Origin of the sequence: Antarctobacter sp. (assembly GCF_965277915.1) — a bacterium.
Classification (GTDB): domain Bacteria; phylum Pseudomonadota; class Alphaproteobacteria; order Rhodobacterales; family Rhodobacteraceae; genus Antarctobacter.
In genome coordinates, this window is sequence record NZ_OZ255849.1 from 4577018 (window position 1) to 4600482 (window position 23465).

The following is a 23465-nucleotide window of genomic DNA, read 5'->3' on the forward strand; positions in this document are numbered from 1 at the left end:
AGAGCAGCCAGATGAACCGTCGCGCCTTTATCGCCCTGTCCGCCTCCGCCGCAGCGGCGGCCTGCACCACGACCCCGACCGGCACCTCCGAACCGCGCCTGGGGCCGGACGGCAAGCCGTTGCCGCAGGTCTATCGGATCTCTTCGGTCGGGCGCGGCCGTATCCAGTACCGGATGCTCGACTCGGTCAATGCCCTGCGCAAGAGCGCCGGCGCCCCCGAGCTGCAACTGGACTCCAAGCTCAACGCCGCCGCAGAGACGCATGCCCGCGACATGTCGGTCCAGAACCGGCCCTGGCATTTCGGCTCGGACGGGTCCTCTCCGATCGACCGCGTGCGCCGCGTCGGCTACGAGGGCAGCCTGGTGGGCGAAACCCTGTCCGAAACCTACGAATCCGAGCTGGAAACCCTGGCCGCCTGGATGGAACAGGAAAGCACGCGCAACGTGATCCTCGATCCTGCCGCGCGCGACCTCGGTTTTGCCTGGCACCAGGAATCCAACGGCAAGATCTGGTGGACGATGGTGCTTGGCGCCCCCGGCACCGCAGGTCCGGTCCCCAGCGCGACACCCCCCGCCGCAAGCTGACGCACCGAGTATCGCCCGGCTTTCGGGCCCGGCGACGACTGCCGCCGATCCGGTCCCAGGCGTGACCCGGGACCTCTGGCACCGCCTTACGGCGTGATCGTGATGGGTGTGCCGTTCTTTACCATCGAATAGATCTGGCGCATTTCACGGTTGGTCACGGCGATACAGCCCGCCGTCCAGTCCTGTCCGCCCTTGCGGTACTTTCGCGGGCGGCCATGGATAAAGATGTCGCCCCCCGGGCTCTTGCCCAGTTCCCTAGCCTCTGCCCGGTCTTCCTGGTTGGGATAGGACACGCCGATCGACAGGTAGAACTGGCTGTTCGGATTGCGCCGGTCGATGATGTAGCTGCCTTCGGGCGTCTTTCCGTCGCCCTCTATCTTCTTGTCACCCTGCGGCGCGAATCCCAGACCGATGTCATAGGATTCCAGCACCTCCTGGTCATGAATCAGGTACATTCTGCGTTCGCCCTTGTTCACAAGGACATGGGTCACCGCCGGTCCGTTGTAGGTGGGAAACTTTCCGCATCCCGCCACCGTCAGACCCAGGGCCACCAACAGGACCAGCCTGAGAATCGTCATTTCACTGCCTCGTTTTGTTTTGCGGCAGTCTATCTCAGTCGCCCTGTTTTGCGTAGCTCACGTTTTCGCCATCATCCGTCCTTTCGGCCAGGCGCCGCTCAATCGCATCCAGCCGGGCCAGCACCTCGTCACGGTAGGCATCGGTGGCTATCGTATCCTCCTCGTGGTGGGCGTCCTGCATCGAGTTCACGATCAGGCCGACCAGCAGGTTCACCACCGCAAAGGTGGTGACCATGATGAAAGGCACGAAGAACACCCAGGCATAGGGGTAGACCTCCATCACCGGGCGCACGATCCCCATCGACCAGCTTTCCAGCGTCATGATCTGGAACAGCGAATAGGCCGACAGGCCCAGGTCGCCGAACCAGTCCGGGAAACTGTCGCCAAAGAGCTTTGTCGCCATGACACTGCCGATGTAGAAGATGATCGCCATCAGCAGAAAGACGCTGCCCATGCCCGGCAACGCGGTGACGAACCCCTCGACCACCCGGCGCAGACGCGGCGCCACGGAAATCACCCGCAACACCCTCAGGATGCGCAGCGCCCGAAGGACGGACAGCCCCTGCCCGCCCGGCACCAGCGCGATGCCCACGATCAGGAAATCGAAGACGTTCCAGCCATTGCGAAAGAACCCGGCCCCGCGGGCCAGCAGTTTTGCCGCGATCTCGACGACAAAGACCGCAAGACAGAGCTTGTCCAGCGCGATGATCAGCGGGCCATACTGGCCCATCAGGACCTCAGAGGTCTCCATGCCCAGGACCACGGCGTTCAGGATGATGACGGCGATGATGGCATTCTGCACGCGGGGCGCATCGACGATGGCCCCGGCGCGGGCGCGAAAACTCATGGGTTCAATTCTCCAGCTGCAATGCGGCGACCAGTTCCACATGGGTGGACCAGCGGAACTGGTCAACCACCCTCACCCAGTCGAGGCGATAGCCCGCCGCCACCAGCCGCGCACAGTCGCGCGCAAAGGTGACGGGGTTGCACGAAACATGGGCGATGTGCGGCACCCGCGCACGCGCCAGTTCGGCCACCTGCGCCTCGGCCCCCGCGCGCGGCGGGTCGATGACCACCCCGTCAAATCGTTTCAATTCGTCCGGCAGCAAAGGGTTGCGGAACAGGTCGCGCGCCTCCATCGTGACATGGCGCAGCCCCTGCCCCTGCCGCCACCCCTTGTCCAGCGCGGCGGTCATGGCCCGGTCCCCCTCGACCGCGTGCACCCGGGCCTTTTCCGCCAGCGGCAGGGCAAAGGTACCGCAACCTGCGAACAGATCGGCAACGTGCTTTGCCCCCTCCAGCGCCTCCAGCACACCCGCCAGCAGCGCCTCCTGCCCGGTCTGTGTCGCCTGCAGAAAGGCGCCCGGCGGCGGTGTCACCAGGGCCGTGCCGAATTGCTGGTGCGGTGGCCTCAGGGTCAGCACCTCGTCGCCCCAGGCCAGCCGGGCCAGCCCGTCACCCTGCGCGATATTGGCCAGTTCGACCCTCAGAGCCTCATCCACAGACTTGCCGCCCTTCACCATGACATCCAGCCCCGCCAGGCTCTCGGTCACCAGGACCGACATCTCTCCCTTGCGCGAGGCGCCGGCCACCGCCAGCCTTTCCACCATCGGCAGCGCGGCCGACAATGCGGGCGTCACCAACTGGCAGTCCGGCACCGCGACAATCACGTCAGAGGCCTTCTGGTGAAAGCCCGCCAGGGCGCCCTTCTTGGTGCGGCGCACGGAAAACGCCGCCCGCCGCCGCGACCGCGCAGGGGATGTCACCGTCTCGCGCATCGGACAGCCCAGCCCCTGTGCCTCCAGCGCGCGGCGCACCACCTCTTCCTTCCAGCCGGTGACGAAACCGTCGGCGGCATGTTGCAACTGGCAGCCGCCACAGGATTTCGCGTGCCGACAGGGCGGTGACACCCGCTGATCCGAGGGCGTCACGATGCGCGGCGCCGCCATGACCGAATTGACCACCTCGCCGCAAACCACCTCACCCGGCAGGACACCGGGCACATAGATCGGGCCCGGCGCGATCCCGTCGCCGTGATGGCCCAGACGCTCGATGGTCACTTCCTGCGCACTGTCCGACATGCGCGACCCCCTGCTGCTTCTTCTCTCTGAAAATACTCACTATCCGGCACCGGCCAGACAGGCCAGAGCCCGGTGTTACTCGGCCGCCTCTGCACCGATGAAACCGCCGGACTGCCGCTCCCAGTAGCGGACGTATAGCCCGCCTTTCGCCAACAGCGCCTCGTGGCTGCCTTCCTCGACGATACGTCCCTGGTCCAGAACCAGGATCCGGTCCATCTGGGCGATGGTGGACAATCGGTGCGCGATGGCCAGAACGGTCTTGCCGCGCATGACCTCGCCCAGCGCATCCTGGATTTCCGCCTCGATCTCGCTGTCCAGCGCGCTTGTCGCCTCGTCCAGCACCAGCACCGGCGCGTCCTTGAGGATGGCGCGTGCCAGCGCAATACGCTGCCGTTGCCCGCCCGAGAGCTTTACCCCACGTTCACCCAGTCGCGCGGCATAACCCCGATTGCCCTTGTGGTCCGTCAGATCGAGAATGAAGTCATGTGCCGAGGCGCGGCGCGCGGCCTCATAGACCTCTTCGTCGCTTGCCTCGGCGCGACCGTAACGGATGTTTTCCAGCGCCGAGCGGTTGAACATGGCGGTTTCCTGGCGGACGACAGAGATCTGCCGCCGCAGCGCCTGCTGGGTCAGGTCACGGATATCCGTGCCGCCCATCAGGATGCGCCCCTTTTCGACGTCGTAAAGCCGCAACAGCAGCGAGACGGCGGTGGATTTCCCGGCGCCCGAGGCGCCCACCAATGCCACCTTTTCCCCCGGCGCGATGGTCAGGTCGAACCCGGCCAGCGCGCGGCCCTCGCCGCCATAAGCAAAGCCCACATTGTCAAAACGGATCTCACCCACCGGCGCCTGCGGCAGGGCCTCGGGCCTGTTGGTGATTTCATGCCCGGGCGTCAACGTGCCGATCCCGTCCTGCATCTCTCCGATGTTGGTAAAGATCGACATGGCCACGCGGCCCAGCCGGTTGGTCAGCATCGACAGCCGGGTCGTGACCATGGCCGTTACCGCGATGTCGCCCGCCGTCGCCGTTCCGATGCTGTAGAGGTAGAGCGCGCCCAGGATCGACACCACCGGCAGGATGCCCCCCAGCGTCATCAGCGCCATGCGGAAGACCGCCGACAGCTCGCCAAAATCCAGCGCGCGGGCACGGTAATGATCCAGCGCCGCGTGGGTCGCCGCGTCCTCATCATCGTCGCGGGTGAACAGCTTGACCGTGGCGATGTTGGAATAGGTGTCGACGATCTGCCCGGTCACAGCGGTCCGCGCCCCCGCCCGTGCCGCCGACAGGCGCCGCACCCGCGGGATGAAATAGCGTAGCGCCATCGCATAGAGCACCGCCCAAAGCGCAAAGACCCCCAGCAGCCAGGGGTCGATCGCCCCCAGCAGGAAAAAGGCCCCAACGAACATCGCCAGCGCATAGACAACCACATCCGTGGTTTCCAGCACCAGGTCGGTCAGCGCGCGCGCAACCTGCAGCGCCTTCTGGCTGAGCCGCCCGGCAAAATCGTTCTCGAAGAAGCGCATCGAATGGCCAAGGACATGGCTGTTCAACCGTTGCAGGACCATCGGAAACAGGTTCGGCCCCAGCATCACGCCGGAGACCCCGGCGTCAAAGACGAAGATCAGCGGGCGGATCAGCAGGAAAAAGGCCAGGCCAAAGAGGATCAACCACCAGAACGGCTCCCAGAAGGCACCCGGGCCGGTGGCCTCTGCGCCGTCGATCACCCAGCCGGTAAAGCGCGCCGCGACCAGTTCGGAAACCCCGGTCATCGCGGTCACGAAGACGGCCAGCAGGATCGGCTTTTCCGCACCCTTCAGCGCCCAGCGTGCAAAGGCCCACAGGCCCTGCGGCGGCGCACCGTCCGCGGGTTGGAACGGGTCGATCCTGGGCAGCAGGCGTCGGATCATTCCGCCGCCTCCACCGCGTCCTCGCCCAGGAACCCGCCGGACTGCCGATCCCAGTAGCGGGCATAAAGGCCCTTCTTCTCCAGCAGCTCGTCATGGGTGCCCTGTTCGGCGATGCGGCCCTCATGCAGCACCACGATCCGGTCCATGCTGGAAATGGTCGACAGCCGGTGCGCAATGGCCAGCACGGTCTTGCCCTCCATCACCCGGCCCAGTGCCTCCTGGATGGCGGCCTCGACCTCGGAATCCAGCGCGCTGGTCGCCTCGTCCAGCACCAGGATCGGCGCATCCTTGAGGATGGCACGGGCCAACGCGATCCGCTGGCGTTGGCCGCCGGACAGCTTGACCCCGCGTTCGCCCAGGTAGGCGCCATAGCCGGTCCGGCCACGGAAATCCTCCAATTCCAGGATGAACTCATGCGCCTCGGCCCGTTTCGCGGCCTCGATCACCTCGGCCTCGCTGGCGCCGGGGCGGCCATAGCGGATATTGTCCAGCGCCGAGCGGTTGAACATGGCCGTTTCCTGCGTGACCATGCCAATCTGGCTGCGCAGGCTGGTCTGCGTGACGCCCGACACGTCGGTACCGTCGATCCGCACCTGCCCGCTTTCGCTATCGTATAGCCGCAAGAGCAACGACAGCAGCGTGGACTTGCCCGCGCCCGAGGCGCCGACAATGGCCAGCTTTTCGCCCGGATGAATGGTCAGGTCGATGCCGGATACGCCCCCGGTCCTGCCGCCATAGGCGAAATGCACATCGTCAAAGGTGATCTCGCCCTCTGTTACCTGCAGATCGGTGGCGCCGGGCTTGTCCGTCAGCGCGTGCGAGACGCTGAGCGTGGTCATCCCGTCCTCGACCTCGCCCACATGGCCGTAGATCACCATCAGGGTGAAGCTGATCCAGCCGGTCATCTGCGCCAGCCGGATCGTGACCGCGCCCACCGCGGCGATGTCGCCCGGCGACACGCCCGCGCTGCGCATGGCGATGGCCATGCCCACCATGATCACGGGCAGAAGCCCGGCGATAAAGATCAGGCCAAGGCGAAAGGCGGTGGTCGCCTCGCCGAAATCCAGCGTTTTGCCCCGCAGGCTTTCCATCGCGCCCAGCGCGCGGCGGTCCTCGTGCATGTCGCCGGCAAACAGCTTGACCGTCTTGATGTTGGAAATCGTATCGACCACCTGGCCCGTCACCATCGCCTGCGCCTCGGCCCGGGCGGCGGACCGGCGGCGGATGATCGGCAACATCACCCGCAAAAAGGCCAGGTAAAGCGCGAACCATCCCGCCAGCAGCACCAGCATCCCCGGGTGGATCGCGGCCAGCAACACGGCGGTGCCGATCATGGTCGCCAACCCGAAAGTCACGGCATTGACCGTCTCGATCACGATTTCCGTCAACGAGCGCGCGGCCTGCACCATCTTCTGCGCGATACGGCCCGCGTAATCGTCGTCAAAGAAGGTGACCGACTGACCGATGGTCCAGCGGTACAGCCGCGCCAGCACCAGCTTGAAGATGTTGGGCCCGATCATCACGGATTGCGTCAGCGCCAGACCGCCGAACAACAACGGACGTGCGACCAGCAGGATGCCGACCGCCAAGGCAATCAACCCCATGTGATCGGAAAGGAAACCGTCCTGCACGGGACCGCTGACCGCGTCGACCACCCGGCCCAGCAGGTACATCGACAGCACCTCCGTCACACCGGCCAGCACCGAGATCGCGATGCCCAGCCAGATGATGACGCCACCGCCTTTCAGGGCCCATGAAATGAAGGGGCGCAGACGGTCGGGCGGCATGCCTTCGGCTTGCCGCTCCGGGTCGATCATGTTGCCCGCGCGTGCGATCAGTTTTTGGAAAATTGCCTGCATTACTCCGCTGCCTGCGTGTCCGGATCAAGAAAACCGCCCGATTGGCGTGCCCAGAAACTGGCATATAGCCCGCCCTTGGCCAAAAGCGCGTCATGACTGCCTTCTTCGGCGATCCGCCCTTCGTCCATGACCAGGATGCGGTCCATCTGGGCGATGGTCGACAGGCGGTGAGCGATGGCGATCACCGTCTTGCCCTGCATCATGCCGTAAAGCGTGTCCTGGATCGCGGCCTCGACCTCGGAATCCAGCGCGCTTGTCGCCTCGTCCAGCAGCAGGATCGGCGCGTCCTTGAGGATCACCCGCGCCAGCGTCACCCGCTGTCTTTGGCCGCCGGACAGTTTCACGCCGCGTTCGCCCACATGGGCGTCATAGCCGGTGCGCCCCTGCGGATCTTCGAGATCCAGGATGAAGTCATGCGCCTGTGCCTGTTGCGCCGCCTCCAGCATCTCTGCCTCTGTAGCGTCGGGGCGCCCGTACAGGATGTTGTCACGGACCGAACGGTGCAATAGCGCCGAATCCTGCTGGACCATCCCGATATTCAGCCGCAGGCTGTCCTGCGTGACGGTGGAAATCTCCTGCCCGTCGATCAGGATCCGGCCCTGTTCCACGTCGTAAAAGCGCAACAACAGTTTCACCAGGGTCGACTTGCCCGCGCCCGATCGCCCGACAAGGCCGATCTTTTCGCCCGGTGCGATGGTCAGAGATATGTCGTCCAGACCGCCGGTCCCGCGTCCGTAATGGTGGCTGAGGTGCTCTATGCGAATTTCGCCCTGTGTCAGTTGCAGCGGCTTTGCCTCCGGCGAATCCACGAGGGTGATCGGCTGGGCAATCGTCTCCATCCCCTCGGCCACGACGCCAAGCTGGCGAAAGAACGTGGTCAGCGCCCACATGATCCAGCCGGTCATGGCGTTCAGCCGCAGGGTCAGCGCGGTGGCCGCCGCCACGGCCCCGGTCGAGGCCGCGCCCTGCATCCACAGGGCAATCGCCCATCCGACAACCCCGACGATCAACACGCCGTTCAGGATCATCAGCGCAAGGTCCATGATCGTGTATAGCCGCATCTCGACCTGGAAGGTCTGGCGCGTGTCCTCTATCGCCTCCTTGGCGTAGTCCAACTCGCGCGAATGATGCGCGAACATCTTGACCGAATGGATGTTGGTATAGCTGTCCACCACCCGGCCCGTGACCTTGGACCGCGCGTCAGAGGCCGCCTTGGACGCCGGGCCGACGCGCAGGATGATCCAGCGCATCAGAACGGCATAAAGGCCGAACCAGACCACCAGCGGGATCATCAGCCGCGGGTCCGCATCGCCCAGCAGGACCATCGCGCCAACCAGGTAAGCCAGCGAAAAGGTGATCGCGTCAAAGACCTGGAACACCGCCTCGCCCGCCGCCGGGGGCGTCTGCATGATGCGGTTGGCGATGCGTCCGGCAAAATCGTTCTCGAACCAGCCCACCGACTGCCGCAGCACATGCGCATGTGACCGCCAGCGGATCAAGGTCCCGAAATTCGGCATCACCGCGTTGTTGAGCAAGAGCACGTCCAGCACCTGGATCGCGGGCCGAAGCAGCAGGATGAAGATGGCCAGCCAGATCAGCGCCGTGCCATGCGACTCCCAGACTTGGGCCGGATTGCCGGACAGGATGTCGACCACCCAGCCCATCGCCCAGATCAAGCCGACCTCGACCGCCGCCACGACAACCGACATGAAAGCGGTCAGCATGAACAGCCGCCTGAACGGCTGGGCATAGTCCATCAGGAACGGCAGCAGGCGCTGCGGCGGGGCGTCCTTTTGCGTGTAGGGGACGTAGGGATCGACGAGGTTTTCAAAGAAACGGAACATACCGGGCGCTCCTTGGAGCATTTTGACAATGATAAGGGTAAAGCGGGGCTGCCTCTGGCCGACCCGCGCGTGCAGATCGGCTCAGGCGAAGCTGATCAGGATCCTGTCACGCACCATCATGTCTCCCGGGAATTACATGAGTCGAACATGTATTAGGCCAGAAATCCCGGCCTGTCACCCCTCGTCGAGCCAGTTGCGCAGGGTCGGGCCATCAGGCGCGAAATCCTGCGCAATCCACTGATCTTCGGCCCGGTTCAGCGCCTCACCCAGCGCGGCGCCTTGATAGGCTGGCATCAAGTGCTTGGCTTTCAGAGGAAATTTGGCCTGCGCCCCGCGCGACAGCTCTGCCGCCAGATCGCTCGGCACGGGCATCCCCAGGCTGGCAGCCCGCAGGATCATCACGGTCTGCGCCGCCCTTGGTCCTTGGCGATAAGCCAGTTCTGCCGGGCCCTCGGTCCCGGACATGAGCCTGTGGAACAGGTCCAGTTCGCGCTGTTGAGCCCGGGACAGGCGCAACGCCGCCCCGTCGAAATACCCCATGACCGCCATGCGGGCCATCGGATCGGGCGCCATGCCCTGTTCCGCCTCCAGCAGCAGGTAGGGACCCAGCGCCGTGATACTCGCCCCCGGCAGGACATGCGCCAGCACACCCAGCCGCTCCATCACCGCAACCGACACCAGCGGGTCGGGTGCCTTCAGCAGCTTGACCAGTTCCACGCCGACCCGCTCACGCGACAGCACGTCCAGCCCGTCGATGTTGGCGGCAATGGCGGCCAGCGCCTCGGGGTCCATCCCGGCCTCGGGATCCCCGTACCAGGCACTGAACCGGAAAAAGCGCAGGATGCGCAGGTAATCCTCGCGGATGCGGGTGTCGGCATCCAGGATAAAGCGGAAGTGCCGCGCCTCGAGGTCCGGCAATCCGTTCAGCGGGTCGACCAGCGTGCCGCGCCGATCGGCATAAAGCGCGTTCATGGTGAAATCGCGCCGCACCGCGTCCTCATGCACGTCATCGGCAAAGCGCACCACGGCCCGCCGGCCATCGGTTTCGACGTCGGCACGGAAGGTCGTGACCTCGAACCCCTCGCCATCGGCGACCACCGTCACCGTGCCGTGGTCGATCCCCGTGGGCACGACCTTGAGCCCCGCGTCCCGTGCGAGTTCCATCACCCGCTCCGGGCGCGCGTCCGTGGAAATATCCACGTCGCTGACCGGCACACCCAAAAGCGCGTTGCGCACGCAGCCACCGACCGCGTAGGCAAGGTGCCCCCCCTCTTCGAGCAGGCCCATGACCGTCTGGGTCGCGGGCGATTCCAGCCAGTCTCCGGTGACCCGGGTCACGGCTGCACCCGCTCGGCAAGGGCGCGCAGCATCCGCGCCGTCGCACCCCAGATGTAATAGGGCCCATAGGGCACCGTGTAATACAGCCGCCGCTGCCCGCGCCAGCGCCGCCATTGCACGGAATAGCGTTCCGGGTCCGTGACATGGGCGTAGGGCACGGTGAACACCTCTTCGACCTCACCGGGTTCCGGGACTGGCGTGAAGTCACCATGCACAAGTCCGATGACCGGCGTCACCACGAAGCCGGTCACCGTCTCATGCGGCGGCAGCGTGCCCAGCACCTCGACCTGGCCCGGATCCAGCGCCACTTCCTCATGCGCCTCGCGCAGGGCGGCGGCCACCTCGTCGGCATCGCCCGGATCGACCTTGCCCCCGGGAAAGGCGATCTGACCGGGATGGTGTTTCAACCGGCTGGACCGCTTGGTCAGGATCAGGTCCAATCCATCTGCGCCGGGGCGAAAGGCCGCCAGCACACCCGCCGGGCGCAGCTTGCGGCCTTCGGGCAGGACAACCTTGGGATTCAGGTCGAAATCCGACGAGGGCGCGCCGGGCGCATCCGGCGCCCGGCGCAGCAGCGCTTCCTGGTCAATGCGTCTCATTGGGCCTTGTCGTCGGAATCACCGGCCTCGAACCCGACCGTGGCCGGGTCCAGCGTGTAATGCGCGCCGCAGAACTGGCAATCCGCTGTCACCAGTCCCTCGTCCGTGGTCATCTTTTCGATGTCCCGGGCCGAGTAGATCGACAGGCTCTGGCGCACGCGGTCCTCCGAGCAGGTACATCCGAACCTGACCGGCTGCGTGTCATAGACGCGCGGCTGTTCCTCGTGGAACAGGCGCAGCAGCAGCTCGGTCGGCGGCACGGTCGGGCCGATCAGTTCCATTTCCTCCAGCGTGTGCAGGTGGCTGTTCACCCGGGTCCAGTTTTCCTCGTTGTCACCGCTGAGCAGATCCTCGGCCTGCAACAGCCCTTCTTCGCCGGATCCACCCTCGCCACTGGCAAAGGGCGAGGCCTTGGGCATGTGCTGCAGCATGATCCCGCCCGCGCGCCAGTGTTCGGCCACGCCCGGTTCGGTCGACCGGCCATAGGACAGGGCAAAGGTGGTCGGCAGTTGTTCGGACTGGGCGAAATAGGCGGCGGCACAATCCGACAGGCTGCTGCCCGCGATGGGCGTGATGCCCTGATAGGGCTGCATGCCCTGACCCTGGTCGATCAGGATCGCGAAGTACCCGGTGCCCAGCTGCTGGAACGGCGGCGCGTCGGTGATCCGGTCGCGGTCGAAACTGGCGTAGGCGCGGATGCGCGCAGGCTGGCCCTCTTCCTCGGGGCCGAAATAGTCGGTGGCGATCATCCGCACCGGACCGTTCGTCTGCACCTGCAGCGACAGTTTCCAGCGCAGCTTGATGGTTTGGCCGATCAGCGCGGTCAGCAGCGCCATTTCGGCCACCAGTGCTTCGACCGGGGCAGGATAGTCATGCTGTTTCAGAACGCCCGACAGCACGCCGTCAAGTCGGGCGACCCGGCCGCGCATGTCCGAACGGTCAAGCTGAAAGGGCAGGACGGTGTCGTCCCAGGCGAGTTTGTTGCCGATGCTCATGGGGTTTCCTTGTCTGCCTTTGGCTGGCATATCGCGTCCATATAAGAGGAATGAACCCGGACGCAAAGGGGGCCAGGGATGACACCCAGGATCGGGACGCCGCCGGAACCCGGGCGGCGCTACACGCTGCGGCCCGGTGTCTATGCCATCCTGCCCCGCAACGGGCGCCTGTTGCTGACCCTGCAGGCTGATCCGGGACCAGAGGTGCAGCTGCCCGGTGGCGGGATCGACCCTGGGGAACATCCGCTGTCAGCCCTGCACCGCGAGGTGTTCGAGGAAACCGGCTGGCGAATCGCCCGGCCGCGCAGGCTGGGCGCCTTTCGGCGGTTCACCTTCATGCCGGAATATGACCTCTGGGCGGAAAAGCTGTGCGTGATCTACATGGCGCAGCCCGTCCGCCCGCATGGCCCCCCGATAGAGGCCGGACACACCGCGATCTGGCGCAGCCCCGACGTGGCGGTCCAAGAGCTTGGCAATCGTGGTGACAGCGGTTTTGTCCGGCAATTCTGCCTGCGGGACATCAGGGCCTGGCGTCCCTGAGCACGTCGAATTCCAGCAGGGCGGCAGAGACATCGTCGCCCAGCTTGGCGGCACTCTCCATCTGCTGGGTCAGGCGCCAGAACATGTCTTCGAGCAGGTCGGGCCCGCTGCCAAAGCGGGCGCTTTCGCGAAAGATCTCGACCAGGCCATCGTCACCCAGCATCTCACCGTTCTTCATCACCGCCTCGGTGAAACCGTCGGAGTAAAGCAGCAGGCGGTCCCCGGACCGTAGCTGGAACTCATGCTGGTCATAGCTGACCTCGTCGACCAGCCCGATGGGCAGCCCGCCATTCCCGATGAAATCATGGCTGCCGTCCGCCCGCAGCAAGAGCGGCGGCGAATGTCCAGCCTGAACCATCCGCATCCGCCCGGAGGCAAGGTCGGCGGCCACATAGGCCATCGTCAGGTATTCCTCGACCCCCGGATCGGCCGCCAGACGCTGGTTCAGCATCTGTGCCGTCTCTGCCGGTTCGCGCATGGCGTAGAAACGCTCGAACCGGCGTTCCAGCGCGACATTCTGTTCCGGGAAGGTCGACGAGAGATACCCCGCCACGCGCGCCGTCACCATCGCCGAGGTGATGCCGTGGCCGGAGACATCGATACTGTAGAGACCCAGCCGCCCGAATCCCGGCTTGAACAGGCCCACCAGATCGCCGCCGACATGGCCGCAGGGCCGCAGCAGCAGGCTGACGCGTGAGGTCAACACTTCGCAGATGCGTTCGGGCACCAGCGATTGCTGGATCGTGCGCGCCTGGCGCAGGTCGTTGTCTATCGCCGTGTGGATCTCGCGCAGTTCCTCCAACGCGTCAGAGACCTGGCGGTTCTTTTCCGACAACTGCCTTTCCATCGACACGATACGTTCGCCGGCCGTGATACGGGCGCGCAGTTCGTGGGCATTGACCGGCTTGGTCAGGAAATCATCGGCGCCGGCGTCCAGTCCCTTGGCAATGTCGCCCTTTTCGCTTTTCGAGGTGAGCAGGATGAAATAGCCATAGCCGTTCTGGGACAGGGCCCTGAAATGACGACAGAATTCCAAACCCGTCATGCCCGGCATCATCCAATCTGACAGGATCAGATCGGGCGGCGTGTTGCGCACGATTTCCAGCGCCCGGTGTCCGGAATCGGCGGTCATCACCTCGTACCCCCAGCGGCGGACCATGGTTTCGACCATCTTCAACTGGGCGCGGCTGTCATCGACCACCAGCACGCGCTGAATAGCGCCTGTCAGCCCGGACGGGATACTGGTGCTTTGGGTCTGCAAATCATGCCCCTGCTGGCGTTTCCAATGCAGCGGGTTCTAAGGTCAGTTCCTTAACGGGACCTGAAAGATAAAATGTCCCACATTCCTTCCCCGCAGCGGCAGGAACGGAAAGGCTGCCTTTACCTGCTCCGCATACACAGGGCACACAAAGGGGCCACGGCCTCTTTCGCCGCTCCGCAACCAAGGGGTGCACGTCGCAGGAGGTCGGGAAATGATTGATTGGTCGCGTGTCGACGAATTGGTGGAAGAAATCGGCGCCGAGGATTTCGCCGAGGTGGTCGAGCTGTTTCTGGACGAGGTCGAAACCGCCATCGTCGCGTTGGAAAAATGCGAGGGCAATCCGGTGGTGACAGAGGAACAGATGCACTTCCTCAAGGGCGCATCGCTGAACCTGGGGTTCGCCGACCTCGCCCAACTGTGCCTGGAGGGTGAGAAATCCGCCGCATCGAACGATCCGGACGCGGTCAGCCCTGCGCAGGTACGACAAACCTTCGAAGTATCGCGCCGCAAGTTCGAACAGGATCTGCCCGGCCGGCTGGCCGCCTGACAGGCAAAATTGATCCGGGCCGCTCAGATCAGGCGGTGCAGCTCTGACAGGTCACGCGGCGCGCCTTCGGAAAAGGCCTCGCGCCGCAATCGGCGCATACCTTCTATCCAACGGTCCATATCCGCCGCACGGCGCCGGGCAAACTCCGCGGCCTCGGGATGCGGCAGGATCAGGAAACGCTGCTCTCTCATTCCCTGTAAGACCCGGTTTGCAACCACCTCGGGTGTCAGGACGCCCACGGGCCTGTCCTCTTCGCCAGCCTCGTAGCCCAAAAGCGGCGTGGCGACGTAAAGCGGACAGACGACAGAGACATGGATTCCCTCGTCGCCATGTTCGATCGCCAGGGATTGCGCCAGGCTGACGGCGGCGTGTTTGCTGGCCGAATAGGGGGCATCGCCGATCTGCGACAACAACCCTGCCGCCGAGGCGACATTGATCAGCCAGCCCTCGCCCCTTTCCCGCATCTGGGGCAGGACAAGCCGCGCGGCGCGCAGATGTGCCATGACATGCAGGTCCCAGCTGTCCTGCCACTGGTCGTCGGGGGCGCTGCAGGGTCCCTCCATCGCGCCCCGCGCAAACCCTGCGTTCGAGATCAGCATGTCGACCCCGCCCAGCGCGTCCTGCGCGCCGGACACCAGCGCTTCGATCTGCCCGGGGTCGCGCAGATCGGCGGCAAAGGTCCCTGCGCCCAAATCCCGCGCAACATCGTCCAGATCCGAACCCGCCCTGTCCGTCAGGAACAGCCGCGCGCCTTCGGCCGCCAGGGCCCGGGCCAACGCAAGGCCGATCCCCTGCGCCGCACCGGTCAGCAGAATACGCCGCCCGGCAAACATCAGATCACGAACTGGGCGAGGATCTCGTCCTCGGTGATGTCCTGATAGGTAAAACCCTGCGCATCCAGCTGGGCAAAAAGCTTGGCAAAATTCTCGGGCGCCGAGGTCTCGATCCCGATCAGGACAGAGCCGAAGTTGCGGGCCGATTTCTTGAGGTATTCGAATCGCGCGATGTCATCCTCGGGGCCAAGCAGCCCCAGGAAATCCTTGAGCGCGCCGGGCCTCTGCGGCAGGCGCAGGATGAAATACTTCTTCACCCCGGAATAGCGCTGCCCGCGTTCCTTGACCTCTGGCAGGCGTTCGAAATCGAAATTCCCGCCCGAGGTGATGCAGACCACGGTCCGCCCGGAGATCCCCTGCCCCAGGTCCTGCAGCGCATCGACCGACAGGGCGCCGGCCGGTTCCAGAACGATCCCCTCGACGTTCAGCATTTCCAGGATGGTCAGGCACAGCCTGTCCTCGTTGATGGTCAGCGTGTTGGCAAGGCCCACGCCCTTGAGCCGGTCAAAGGTCCGCGCGCCGATCCGCGCCACGGCGGCGCCATCGGCAAAGGTGTTGACCTGTGGCAGGGCCACGGGACGCCCGGCCTGCAGCGCCGCGCGCAGGCAGGCACCACCCGAAGGTTCGACAAAGGTGTATTGCACCGCATTGCCGAAATAGCTGAGCACACCCGAGGACAGACCCCCGCCGCCCACCGGGATCACCAGGTGATCGGGTGCGCGGCCCAGCTGCTGTTCGATCTCGACCGCGACGCTGGCCTGCCCCTCGATCACGTCGTCATCGTCGAAGGGCGACAGGAAATGCCCGCCTTCCTGCGCGCAGAACGCCTGCGCCGCCTTCAGGCAATCGTCGAAATAATCCCCGATCAGGCGGATCTCGATACTGTCGCCGCCGAACATCCGGGTTTTCTGGATCTTCTGCTGCGGCGTCGTCACGGGCATGAAGATCACGCCCTGCACCCCGAAGTGTCGGCACATATAGGCCACACCCTGTGCGTGGTTGCCGGCAGAGGCGCAGACGAACAGGATCTCGCCCTCGGCCTTGCGCATGGCATTGAACGCCCCGCGCAGCTTGTAACTGCGCACCGGGCTGAGATCCTCGCGTTTCAGCAGCACCTCGGCGCCGAACCGTTCGGATAGATGGGCATTGCGCAACAGCGGCGTCGGCGGAAAGACGTCGCGCATGGCGGCCTCGGCGGCGCGGGCCTGGTCCTGGAAACTGGTCATGGTCCAGAAGTGACCCAAGCCCCGCGCCGACGCAAGTCAGGGAATGTCGCGCCCTTCGACATACACGCCATAGAGCGTGGTCATGCATGTGATCGACACAAAGCTGAAGAGCCAGCCCGAACCGATCGTCCACACCATTCCCAGGAACGGAGAAATGGCGGCAAAGATCATTGATACGAACATCAACATCGCAACGACGACAGCGACAATCGCGGACAAGCCCAGTACCGCGCCGGCGTCGGTCCCCGTGGCGTCCCAGGACGCAAGAAGCTTCATCCGCTTCTCCATCGCGACGGCGGGCAGGATCAGCGACAGGCGGAAGAACACGAAAAGCCCAAAGGCAAGGTAGACCACCATCGCCGGCAGCATCAGCAGCGGCAGAAAGGCAATGATGAAGCCCAGCGGAATGCCCAGCACGACAAAGGCCAGGATGCTCAGAAGGCCCAGCAGGATGGTCCGCCCCAGGTAGCCAAGCACAAGCCGCGGACGCCAGATTGGCAGCCAGGTGCCGGATTGTTCGCCGGTCAGCACGTATCGGTGCCACGCCACCGCCATCCAGATCCCGGCAACCAGCGCCACGATCGCCCAGACCAAGAACAGAAGCGACCCACCCATCGCGACGTCCACGCTGGCATCCAGATTGTTCTGGTCGGTCTGTGACATCAGCCAGATCTGCGGCACCATTTGTATCGCAAACAACAGTCCTGTCACCTTCAGCGCGGTGTTCAGGTTGTTCCAGACCATGCGAAATGCGTGGCGAAACAGGCGCCAACCCTTCATATTGCTCTCCCCTTCGGTGGCAAAGGGCTATCATGCCCGGTCGACCCGTCAATCCCCCTTCCTTGCAGGCCCCTTGAAAACAGGCTAATCCGCCCGCCAAACTGCCCCAGAGGACATGATCCATGACAGCGCCCAAGAAAGTTGTGCTCGCCTATTCCGGCGGCCTCGACACCTCGATCATCCTGAAATGGCTGCAAACGGAATACGGCTGCGAAGTGGTGACCTTCACCGCAGACCTGGGCCAGGGCGAAGAGCTGGAGCCCGCGCGCGAAAAGGCGCTGATGCTGGGGATCAAGCCCGAGAACATCTACATCGAGGACGTGCGCGAGGAATTCGTGCGGGATTTCGTCTTTCCGATGTTCCGCGCAAACGCCGTCTACGAGGGGCTTTACCTGCTGGGCACCTCCATCGCCCGCCCGCTGATCTCCAAGCGGCTGGTCGAGATCGCCGAGGAAACTGGCGCCGACGCCGTGGCCCACGGCGCCACCGGCAAGGGCAATGACCAGGTGCGCTTCGAACTCAGCGCGGCCGCGTTGAACCCCGACATCAAGGTGATCGCGCCCTGGCGCGAATGGAACCTGAACTCGCGCACCGCGCTGCTGGACTTCGCCGAAAAGAACCAGATCCCGATCGCCAAGGACAAGCGTGGCGAGGCGCCCTTCTCTGTCGATGCGAACCTGCTGCACACCTCTTCCGAGGGCCGCGTGCTGGAAGATCCCGCCGAAGAGGCGCCCGAGTACGTCCACCTGCGCACCGTGAACCCCGAGGACGCCCCCGACACGCCCGAAGTGATCGAGATCACATTTGACAAGGGCGATGCCGTGGCGATCAACGGCGAGGCCATGTCGCCGGCGACGATCCTGACCGCGCTGAACGACTATGGCCGCACCCACGGCATCGGGCGGCTCGATTTTGTCGAGAACCGTTTTGTCGGCATGAAGTCCCGCGGCATCTACGAAACCCCCGGCGGCACCATCCTGCTGGAGGCGCACCGCGGCATCGAACAGATCACGCTGGACAGCGGCGCGGGCCACCTCAAGGACAGCCTGATGCCGCGTTACGCGGAACTGATCTACAACGGCTTCTGGTATTCGCCCGAACGCGAGATGCTGCAGGCGGCCATCGACAAGTCGCAGGAACTGGTCACTGGCACCGTCAAACTGAAACTCTACAAGGGTTCGGTCCGCTGTATCGGCCGCTGGTCCGACCAGAGCCTCTACTCCGAGGCGCATGTGACCTTCGAGGATGACGCCGGCGCCTACGACCAGAAGGACGCTGCGGGCTTCATCACGCTCAACGCCCTGCGCCTGCGCCTGCTGGCGGCGCGCAAGCGGCGTCTTGGCTGAGCTACCCGAGTTCGTCGCGTCCCAGGCCCCGGTCTGGGACGACGTGCTCCGCGAGATGCGCGCGGGGCGCAAGACCTCTCACTGGATCTGGTGGGTCTTTCCGCAACTGGCCATCCTGGGCCGGTCGCACCGCGCGCGGCATTTCGGCCTTTCCGGACTGGATGAGGCCGGCACCTACCTCGACCATCCGGTGCTTGGTCCCCGCCTGGTCGAGGTCTCGCAGATCCTGCTGAGCCATGCCGACACCGATCCAGAAACGATCCTTGGCACCGTCGATGCGCTAAAGGTGCGGTCCTGCATGACCCTGTTCGAGGCGGTGCCAAAGGCGCCCAGTGTCTTTGCCGAGGTTCTGGACCACCTGTATGGCGGCACCCGTTGTCCGATCACGCGCACGGCCATCGCGGGATCTGTATCCTGAAACATATGAAGACCGCCCAGATCCGGGAAACCGGGACCTGGGCGGCCGTTCACCGTGCCAAATACGCAGGCACGTTCCTGCCGTGTAACCTGCGACAGGCGCCGGGTCGGGTAGAGACGGGGTGACCCGGCCGAACTCTTTACTGGGCGGTGATCGTCGTCATCACCAGGTTCCCGTCCTGACGGATCGGGCCGTCTTCCTTGGCGCCCAGCGTGTATTCGAAGATACCGGTGGTCATGCCACCGTCTTCGCCGTGAACCATCAGCATCAGCATGTCACCCGCGGCGACCTCTTCGGTCAGGATCGCGGCAACATCCATGTTCTCGCCCTTGCGCAGCGGCGCGTGGCCGACAACCGGACCCGGCTTCATGTCTTCGCCGGTGCGGTGCACCACAAGCCAGCCGTTGGCGGGCGCGACGACCTTGGAGGCGGAAACTGTGCCCTCGGCAACGCTCTGGTCAGCGGCTTCGACCATCGGCGCCATGCCGTGGCCCCCGGCAAATGCAGTGCCTGCGGCACAAATGAGGGCGGCGGTCATAATCTTGAAATTCATACTTTTTCTCCCAGTTCTGCTCAACGCCGGAAAGGCTATTTCGGCGTGTCGTGCCCTCAATCACGAACCGTCTCGGAAAAAGTTTCAGATCGGATGAATTTTTTGCCAAAAATCACGTCACGCTCACCTTCGGGTGAGACCGGCCCACGGCGGATTGCCAGGCCGGGGGGCACCGGGGCAGGCTTTGCCAAAAGGAGGACCCGCCATGCCCCGTCTTGTATCCATCCGTCCCGCCCTGCTCTGCCTTGTTCTTGCGCTTGGCCTGGGCATCCAGTCCCAGACCGCCCGCGCCGCCGAGATCATCGTGGCCGGCGGTTGTTTCTGGTGCGTCGAGGCGGATTTCGAGAAAGTCCGCGGCGTGCGTGAGGCGGTGTCCGGCTACACAGGCGGGCGCACCTCCAATCCGACCTACAAGCAGGTCAGCCGCGGCGGCACCGGCCACTACGAGGCCGTCAGGATCAGTTTCAATCCCGGCACAGTCTCCGTCCGCCAACTGTACGATCTGTTTTTCCGCTCGGTCGATCCGACTGACGCGGGCGGCCAGTTCTGTGACCGTGGCGAGAGCTATCGCACCGCGATTTTCTACACCGATGCCGCACAGAAATCCGCCGCAACAGCGGCCAAGGCAGATGCGGAAAAGGCACTGGGCCGAAAGATTGTCACGCCGATCCTGCCCGCCAAGACCTTTTACAAGGCCGAGGATTACCACCAGGACTATTACAAGGGCAGCAAACGCGTCGTGACCCGCTTTGGTATCGTCAAGCAGCGCGACGCCTACAAACGCTATCGCGACGGATGCGGACGCGACGCCCGGGTGAAACAGCTTTGGGGCACTGCCGCACCCTTTGTGAACTGAGGTCCCGAACCTGCAAGGGCGGCGCTTTCCTTCCGCTCACATGACGCGTGACAAGCCCGAAGCGGATCGCAGTGCAGATCCGTGCCACCGGTGTGTCGAGGCTGACAGAGGTTGGCTTTGCGCCTTAGCCGCCAAAGTCCTGCACGTCGCGCAGGTCGGGGATCACGTCCGCCGTGCCCTCGCGCGTGACCATGATGGCCCCGGCGATCATTGCCTGCCCGATGGCCTGCTCCATTGGCAGACCCCGGTCCAGCCCGGCAAGCACGTAGCCGGTAAAGGTGTCCCCTGCCCCGGTCGTATCCACCGGCGTGACCGGCACGGCGGGAAAACTGCGCATCTCTCCGGTGTCCGTGTTGTGCCAGCGCGCGCCGTCACCCCCCAGCGTCACGATCACGTCCCGTACCGGCAGTGCCTCGGGGGCCAGGCCCGTTGCCTCTTGCAGTTGCCGGGCTTCGACCGCGTTCAGGAACAACAGGTCCAGCAGTGGCAGGACCGCCTTTACCGCATCGGCGTCAAAGGGCGCAGCCGCATAGGCCACCCGCATCCCCTTGGCAGAGGCCAGTTCCGCCGCCTCGCGTTGGGCGTTCGTCTCGTTCTGGGTCAGGAAGATGTCCGTGGACCCTGCCCCTTCCAGTGCTTCGGCCAGATGATCCATTGAAATTGCGTGGTTGGCACCTGGATACAGGATGATCGTGTTCTCTCCGGCATCGTCGACGGCAATCAACGCGTTTCCGGTTCCGCCGGATACAGTCGAAATATGCTGTGTATACACGCCGTATTCCATCAGCCGATCGACCGCCCAGGCCCCGTCCGCGCCCACTGCGCCGATATGCACGCAGCGCGCCGCCGCGCGGGCGGCAGCCACCGACATGTTGGCGCCTTTTCCGCCGAGGCCCCGGGTAAAGGACCGCGCGGCCAGGGTTTCCCCCGGCGCAGGCAGATGCGGGACGTGATAGAACAGGTCCGCGTTGATAGAGCCGAGATTGAAGATCGTCATCAGGCACCTCCCTTGCCGGTCTCTTGCCGGGCAACCGCCCCCTGTCCGTCTAGCTGATCTTGGCCGCGGCCAGGACTGCCATGTTCAGGATGTCATTCGCGGTCATCGAGGTGGAACAGATCTGGATCGACTTGTCGACACCGGCCAGGATCGGCCCGATCACCGTGGCTCCTGCCATCTCCTGCATCAGCTTGACAGAGATCGAGGCCGAGTGCCGCGCCGGCACAACCAGAATATTGGCCGGTCCGGTCAGGCGCTGGAACGGGTAATGCTCCTGTGCCTTGACGTTCAGTGCCACGTCCACGGTCATCTCGCCTTCGTATTCGAAGTTCACCCCGCGCTGGTCCAGAACGCGCGGCGCAAAGTGCATCTTTTCCGCCCGTTCCGACACCGGGTAGCCGAAGGTCGAGAAGCTGACAAAGGCCACCCGCGGCTCCAGCCCAAGGTGCCGTGCCACGCCCGCCGCGCGTTCGGCGATGGTGGCAAGATCCTCCTGGTCGGGCCATTCGTGCACCAGCGTATCGGCGATCATCACGATCCGCCCCTTGTGCAACAGGGCCGTGACCCCGGCCGCCCCATGTGCCGCATCGGCGTCGAAGACGTGGTTGATCAACTGCATCACATGGGCCGATTTCCGCGTCGCCCCGGTGACAAGCCCGTCGCCGTGCCCATGCTCCAGCATCAGCGAGGCAAAAACATGCCGGTCCCGCGCCGCAAGCCGGTGGATGTCCTGCCGGTCCATGCCACGCCGCTGCAGCCGTTCGTAGAGGAAGGTCTTGTAGGTTTCCAGATGGCGCGTGTTGGCGGCGTTCACTACCTCCAGCTCGCGCACCGCATCGGGCAGGCCCGCCTCTTCGAGTTTCTGTTTAACGTCCGCATCGCGCCCGACGACCAGCGCCTTGCCCAGTCCGGACCGCTGGTACATGACGGCGGCGCGCAGCACGCGCGGATCGTCGCCCTCGGCAAAGATCATCCGCGCCTGCGCCGACCGCGCCCGCGCGTTGATCGACCGCAGGATCGAGGCCGTCGGATCCATGCGCGTCTGCAACATGTGCTCGTAGGCTTCCATGTCGACGATGGGCCGCCGTGCCGCGCCCGTGTCCATGCCCGCCTTGGCCACGGCCGGCGGAATGCGGTGGATCAGTCGGGGGTCGAACGGCGTCGGAATGATGTAGTCGCGGCCAAAGGTCAGCGTCTTGCCATAGGCCAGCGCCACCTCGTCGGGCACGTCCTCGCGCGCCAGTTCGGCCAGGGCCTGCGCGCAGGCGATCTTCATCTCGTCGTTGATGGCGCGGGCGTGAATGTCCAGCGCCCCCCGGAAGAGATAGGGAAAGCCCAGCACGTTGTTGACCTGGTTGGGATAGTCGCTGCGCCCGGTGGCGACGATGGCATCCACCCGCACCTCATGCGCGTCCTCTGGCGTGATTTCCGGGTCGGGGTTGGCCATCGCAAAGATCACCGGGTTGTCGGCCATGCTGGCGACCATGTCCTGCGTGACGGCGCCCTTGGCGGACACGCCCAGAAAGACATCCGCGCCCTTCATCGCATCTTCCAGCGTGCGCGCATCGGTCACGACCGCATGCGCCGATTTCCACTGATTCATGCCCTCGGTGCGGCCTTGGTAGATCACGCCCTTGGTGTCGCACATGATGCAGTTTTCATGCCGCGCGCCCATCGACTTGACCAGTTCCAGGCAGGCGATGCCCGCCGCGCCGGCGCCGTTCAGGACAATCCGGCAATCCTCGATCTTTTTCCCCGACAGGTGCAGCGCGTTGATCAGACCCGCGGCACAGATCACCGCCGTGCCGTGCTGGTCGTCGTGAAAGACCGGGATGTCCATCTCTTCCTTGAGCCGCTGCTCGATGATAAAACACTCGGGCGCCTTGATATCCTCGAGGTTGATGCCGCCAAAGGTCGGCCCCATCAGCTTGACCGCCTTGCAGAACTCGTCCGGGTCCTCGGTGTCCAGCTCGATGTCGATCGAGTTCACGTCGGCAAAGCGCTTGAACAGCACCGACTTGCCTTCCATCACCGGCTTGGATCCCAGCGCGCCGAGGTTTCCAAGACCAAGCACCGCCGTCCCGTTCGAGATCACGGCTACAAGGTTGCCCTTGTTGGTATAGTCGTAGGCGACCTCGGGGTTGGCGGCGATTTCCTCGCAGGGCACGGCCACGCCAGGGGAATAGGCCAGGCTCAGGTCGCGCTGCGTGGTCATGGGGACGGTGGCCTGCACCTCCCATTTGCCGGGCGAGGGTTCAAGGTGAAAGGCAAGGGCCTCTTCGCGGGTGAATCTGGCTTTGGACATGTCCCCTCCATCCGGCA

At 64.6% G+C, this 23465-nt stretch carries 22 protein-coding genes; 6 read left to right on the forward strand and 16 right to left on the reverse strand.

All coding sequences use genetic code 11. The features are described from left to right. Nucleotides 1-11 precede the first annotated feature (11 nt). Nucleotides 12-584, forward strand: a complete 573-nt coding sequence (gene dalA, locus ACQY5B_RS23255) for a divisome-associated lipoprotein DalA (protein ID WP_305970004.1) — start codon at nucleotides 12-14, stop codon at nucleotides 582-584. An 86-nt stretch (nucleotides 585-670) separates the two neighbouring features. On the opposite strand, the gene ACQY5B_RS23260 is transcribed toward dalA, so the two are convergent. The 9 genes from ACQY5B_RS23260 to hslO all read right to left on the reverse strand — a co-directional run bounded on the left by ACQY5B_RS23260 (nucleotide 671) and on the right by hslO (nucleotide 11786). Continuing rightward, nucleotides 671-1162, reverse strand: a complete 492-nt coding sequence (locus tag ACQY5B_RS23260) for a L,D-transpeptidase family protein (protein WP_420327127.1) — start codon at nucleotides 1160-1162, stop codon at nucleotides 671-673. Between the two features lie 34 nt (nucleotides 1163-1196). After that, complete coding sequence (locus tag ACQY5B_RS23265) at nucleotides 1197-2009, reverse strand: ion transporter (protein ID WP_420327126.1); 813 nt, start codon at nucleotides 2007-2009, stop codon at nucleotides 1197-1199. Between the two features lie 4 nt (nucleotides 2010-2013). Continuing rightward, complete coding sequence (locus ACQY5B_RS23270) at nucleotides 2014-3243, reverse strand: class I SAM-dependent RNA methyltransferase (protein WP_420327125.1); 1230 nt, start codon at nucleotides 3241-3243, stop codon at nucleotides 2014-2016. Between the two features lie 75 nt (nucleotides 3244-3318). Continuing rightward, entirely contained in the window at nucleotides 3319-5151 is a 1833-nt protein-coding gene (locus ACQY5B_RS23275) for an ABC transporter ATP-binding protein (protein ID WP_420327124.1), read from the reverse strand. After that, nucleotides 5148-6968: an ABC transporter ATP-binding protein gene (locus tag ACQY5B_RS23280; protein WP_421917735.1), complete on the reverse strand. Its 1821-nt coding sequence runs from the start codon at nucleotides 6966-6968 to the stop codon at nucleotides 5148-5150. The genes ACQY5B_RS23275 and ACQY5B_RS23280 overlap by 4 nt, the downstream gene beginning before the upstream one ends. A 41-nt stretch (nucleotides 6969-7009) precedes the next feature. After that, nucleotides 7010-8854 (reverse strand): ABC transporter ATP-binding protein, encoded by a 1845-nt coding sequence (locus ACQY5B_RS23285; RefSeq protein WP_420327121.1) that lies wholly within the window; start codon nucleotides 8852-8854, stop codon nucleotides 7010-7012. A 174-nt stretch (nucleotides 8855-9028) separates the two neighbouring features. Beyond that, a complete protein-coding gene (locus tag ACQY5B_RS23290) occupies nucleotides 9029-10192 on the reverse strand; it encodes a CCA tRNA nucleotidyltransferase (protein WP_420327120.1) in 1164 nt (387 codons plus the stop codon). Further along, complete coding sequence (locus ACQY5B_RS23295; RefSeq protein ID WP_420327119.1) at nucleotides 10189-10791, reverse strand: CoA pyrophosphatase; 603 nt, start codon at nucleotides 10789-10791, stop codon at nucleotides 10189-10191. The genes ACQY5B_RS23290 and ACQY5B_RS23295 overlap by 4 nt, the downstream gene beginning before the upstream one ends. Beyond that, nucleotides 10788-11786 (reverse strand): Hsp33 family molecular chaperone HslO, encoded by a 999-nt coding sequence (hslO, locus tag ACQY5B_RS23300; RefSeq protein WP_305970013.1) that lies wholly within the window; start codon nucleotides 11784-11786, stop codon nucleotides 10788-10790. The genes ACQY5B_RS23295 and hslO overlap by 4 nt, the downstream gene beginning before the upstream one ends. Nucleotides 11787-11864: 78 nt before the next feature. Here hslO and ACQY5B_RS23305 point away from each other — a divergent pair, with 78 nt between their 5' ends. Continuing rightward, nucleotides 11865-12326: an NUDIX domain-containing protein gene (locus ACQY5B_RS23305; RefSeq protein ID WP_420327117.1), complete on the forward strand. Its 462-nt coding sequence runs from the start codon at nucleotides 11865-11867 to the stop codon at nucleotides 12324-12326. On the opposite strand, the gene ACQY5B_RS23310 is transcribed toward ACQY5B_RS23305, so the two are convergent. Beyond that, nucleotides 12307-13497, reverse strand: coding sequence for a PP2C family protein-serine/threonine phosphatase (locus ACQY5B_RS23310; protein WP_420328577.1), 1191 nt, complete (start codon nucleotides 13495-13497; stop codon nucleotides 12307-12309). The genes ACQY5B_RS23305 and ACQY5B_RS23310 overlap by 20 nt on opposite strands. A 301-nt stretch (nucleotides 13498-13798) precedes the next feature. On the opposite strand from ACQY5B_RS23310, the gene ACQY5B_RS23315 reads away from it, so the two are divergent. Continuing rightward, nucleotides 13799-14134 (forward strand): Hpt domain-containing protein, encoded by a 336-nt coding sequence (locus ACQY5B_RS23315; protein ID WP_420327116.1) that lies wholly within the window; start codon nucleotides 13799-13801, stop codon nucleotides 14132-14134. 23 nt (nucleotides 14135-14157) lie between these two features. Here the strand turns inward: ACQY5B_RS23315 and ACQY5B_RS23320 are convergent, their stop codons facing one another. Genes ACQY5B_RS23320 through ACQY5B_RS23330 form a run of 3 tightly spaced genes read right to left on the reverse strand, consistent with a single transcriptional unit; the run spans nucleotide 14158 to nucleotide 16973 of the window. Next, nucleotides 14158-14967 (reverse strand): SDR family NAD(P)-dependent oxidoreductase, encoded by an 810-nt coding sequence (locus ACQY5B_RS23320; protein ID WP_420327115.1) that lies wholly within the window; start codon nucleotides 14965-14967, stop codon nucleotides 14158-14160. Then, nucleotides 14967-16193, reverse strand: a complete 1227-nt coding sequence (ilvA, locus tag ACQY5B_RS23325) for a threonine ammonia-lyase IlvA (RefSeq protein ID WP_420327114.1) — start codon at nucleotides 16191-16193, stop codon at nucleotides 14967-14969. Before ilvA ends, ACQY5B_RS23320 begins: the two co-directional genes overlap by 1 nt. 36 nt (nucleotides 16194-16229) lie before the next feature. Beyond that, nucleotides 16230-16973, reverse strand: a complete 744-nt coding sequence (locus tag ACQY5B_RS23330; protein WP_420327113.1) for a hypothetical protein — start codon at nucleotides 16971-16973, stop codon at nucleotides 16230-16232. Between the two features lie 122 nt (nucleotides 16974-17095). On the opposite strand from ACQY5B_RS23330, the gene ACQY5B_RS23335 reads away from it, so the two are divergent. Together ACQY5B_RS23335 and ACQY5B_RS23340 are read left to right on the forward strand one after the other, a co-directional pair. Next, nucleotides 17096-18319, forward strand: coding sequence for an argininosuccinate synthase (locus ACQY5B_RS23335; RefSeq protein WP_420327112.1), 1224 nt, complete (start codon nucleotides 17096-17098; stop codon nucleotides 18317-18319). Beyond that, nucleotides 18312-18737 (forward strand): DUF1810 domain-containing protein, encoded by a 426-nt coding sequence (locus tag ACQY5B_RS23340; protein ID WP_420327111.1) that lies wholly within the window; start codon nucleotides 18312-18314, stop codon nucleotides 18735-18737. Before ACQY5B_RS23335 ends, ACQY5B_RS23340 begins: the two co-directional genes overlap by 8 nt. Nucleotides 18738-18876: 139 nt before the next feature. On the opposite strand, the gene ACQY5B_RS23345 is transcribed toward ACQY5B_RS23340, so the two are convergent. Next, complete coding sequence (locus ACQY5B_RS23345; RefSeq protein ID WP_305970022.1) at nucleotides 18877-19290, reverse strand: DUF7282 domain-containing protein; 414 nt, start codon at nucleotides 19288-19290, stop codon at nucleotides 18877-18879. A 205-nt stretch (nucleotides 19291-19495) separates the two neighbouring features. Here ACQY5B_RS23345 and msrA point away from each other — a divergent pair, with 205 nt between their 5' ends. Beyond that, nucleotides 19496-20146, forward strand: coding sequence for a peptide-methionine (S)-S-oxide reductase MsrA (msrA, locus tag ACQY5B_RS23350; RefSeq protein ID WP_420327110.1), 651 nt, complete (start codon nucleotides 19496-19498; stop codon nucleotides 20144-20146). Nucleotides 20147-20270: 124 nt separating this feature from the next. Here the strand turns inward: msrA and ACQY5B_RS23355 are convergent, their stop codons facing one another. After that, a complete protein-coding gene (locus ACQY5B_RS23355) occupies nucleotides 20271-21143 on the reverse strand; it encodes a ribokinase (protein WP_420327108.1) in 873 nt (290 codons plus the stop codon). A 49-nt stretch (nucleotides 21144-21192) separates the two neighbouring features. Continuing rightward, the gene (locus ACQY5B_RS23360) at nucleotides 21193-23448 is read right to left on the reverse strand and encodes an NADP-dependent malic enzyme (protein WP_305970025.1); all 2256 of its coding nucleotides are present in this window, start codon (nucleotides 23446-23448) and stop codon (nucleotides 21193-21195) included. Nucleotides 23449-23465: the final 17 nt, after the last annotated feature.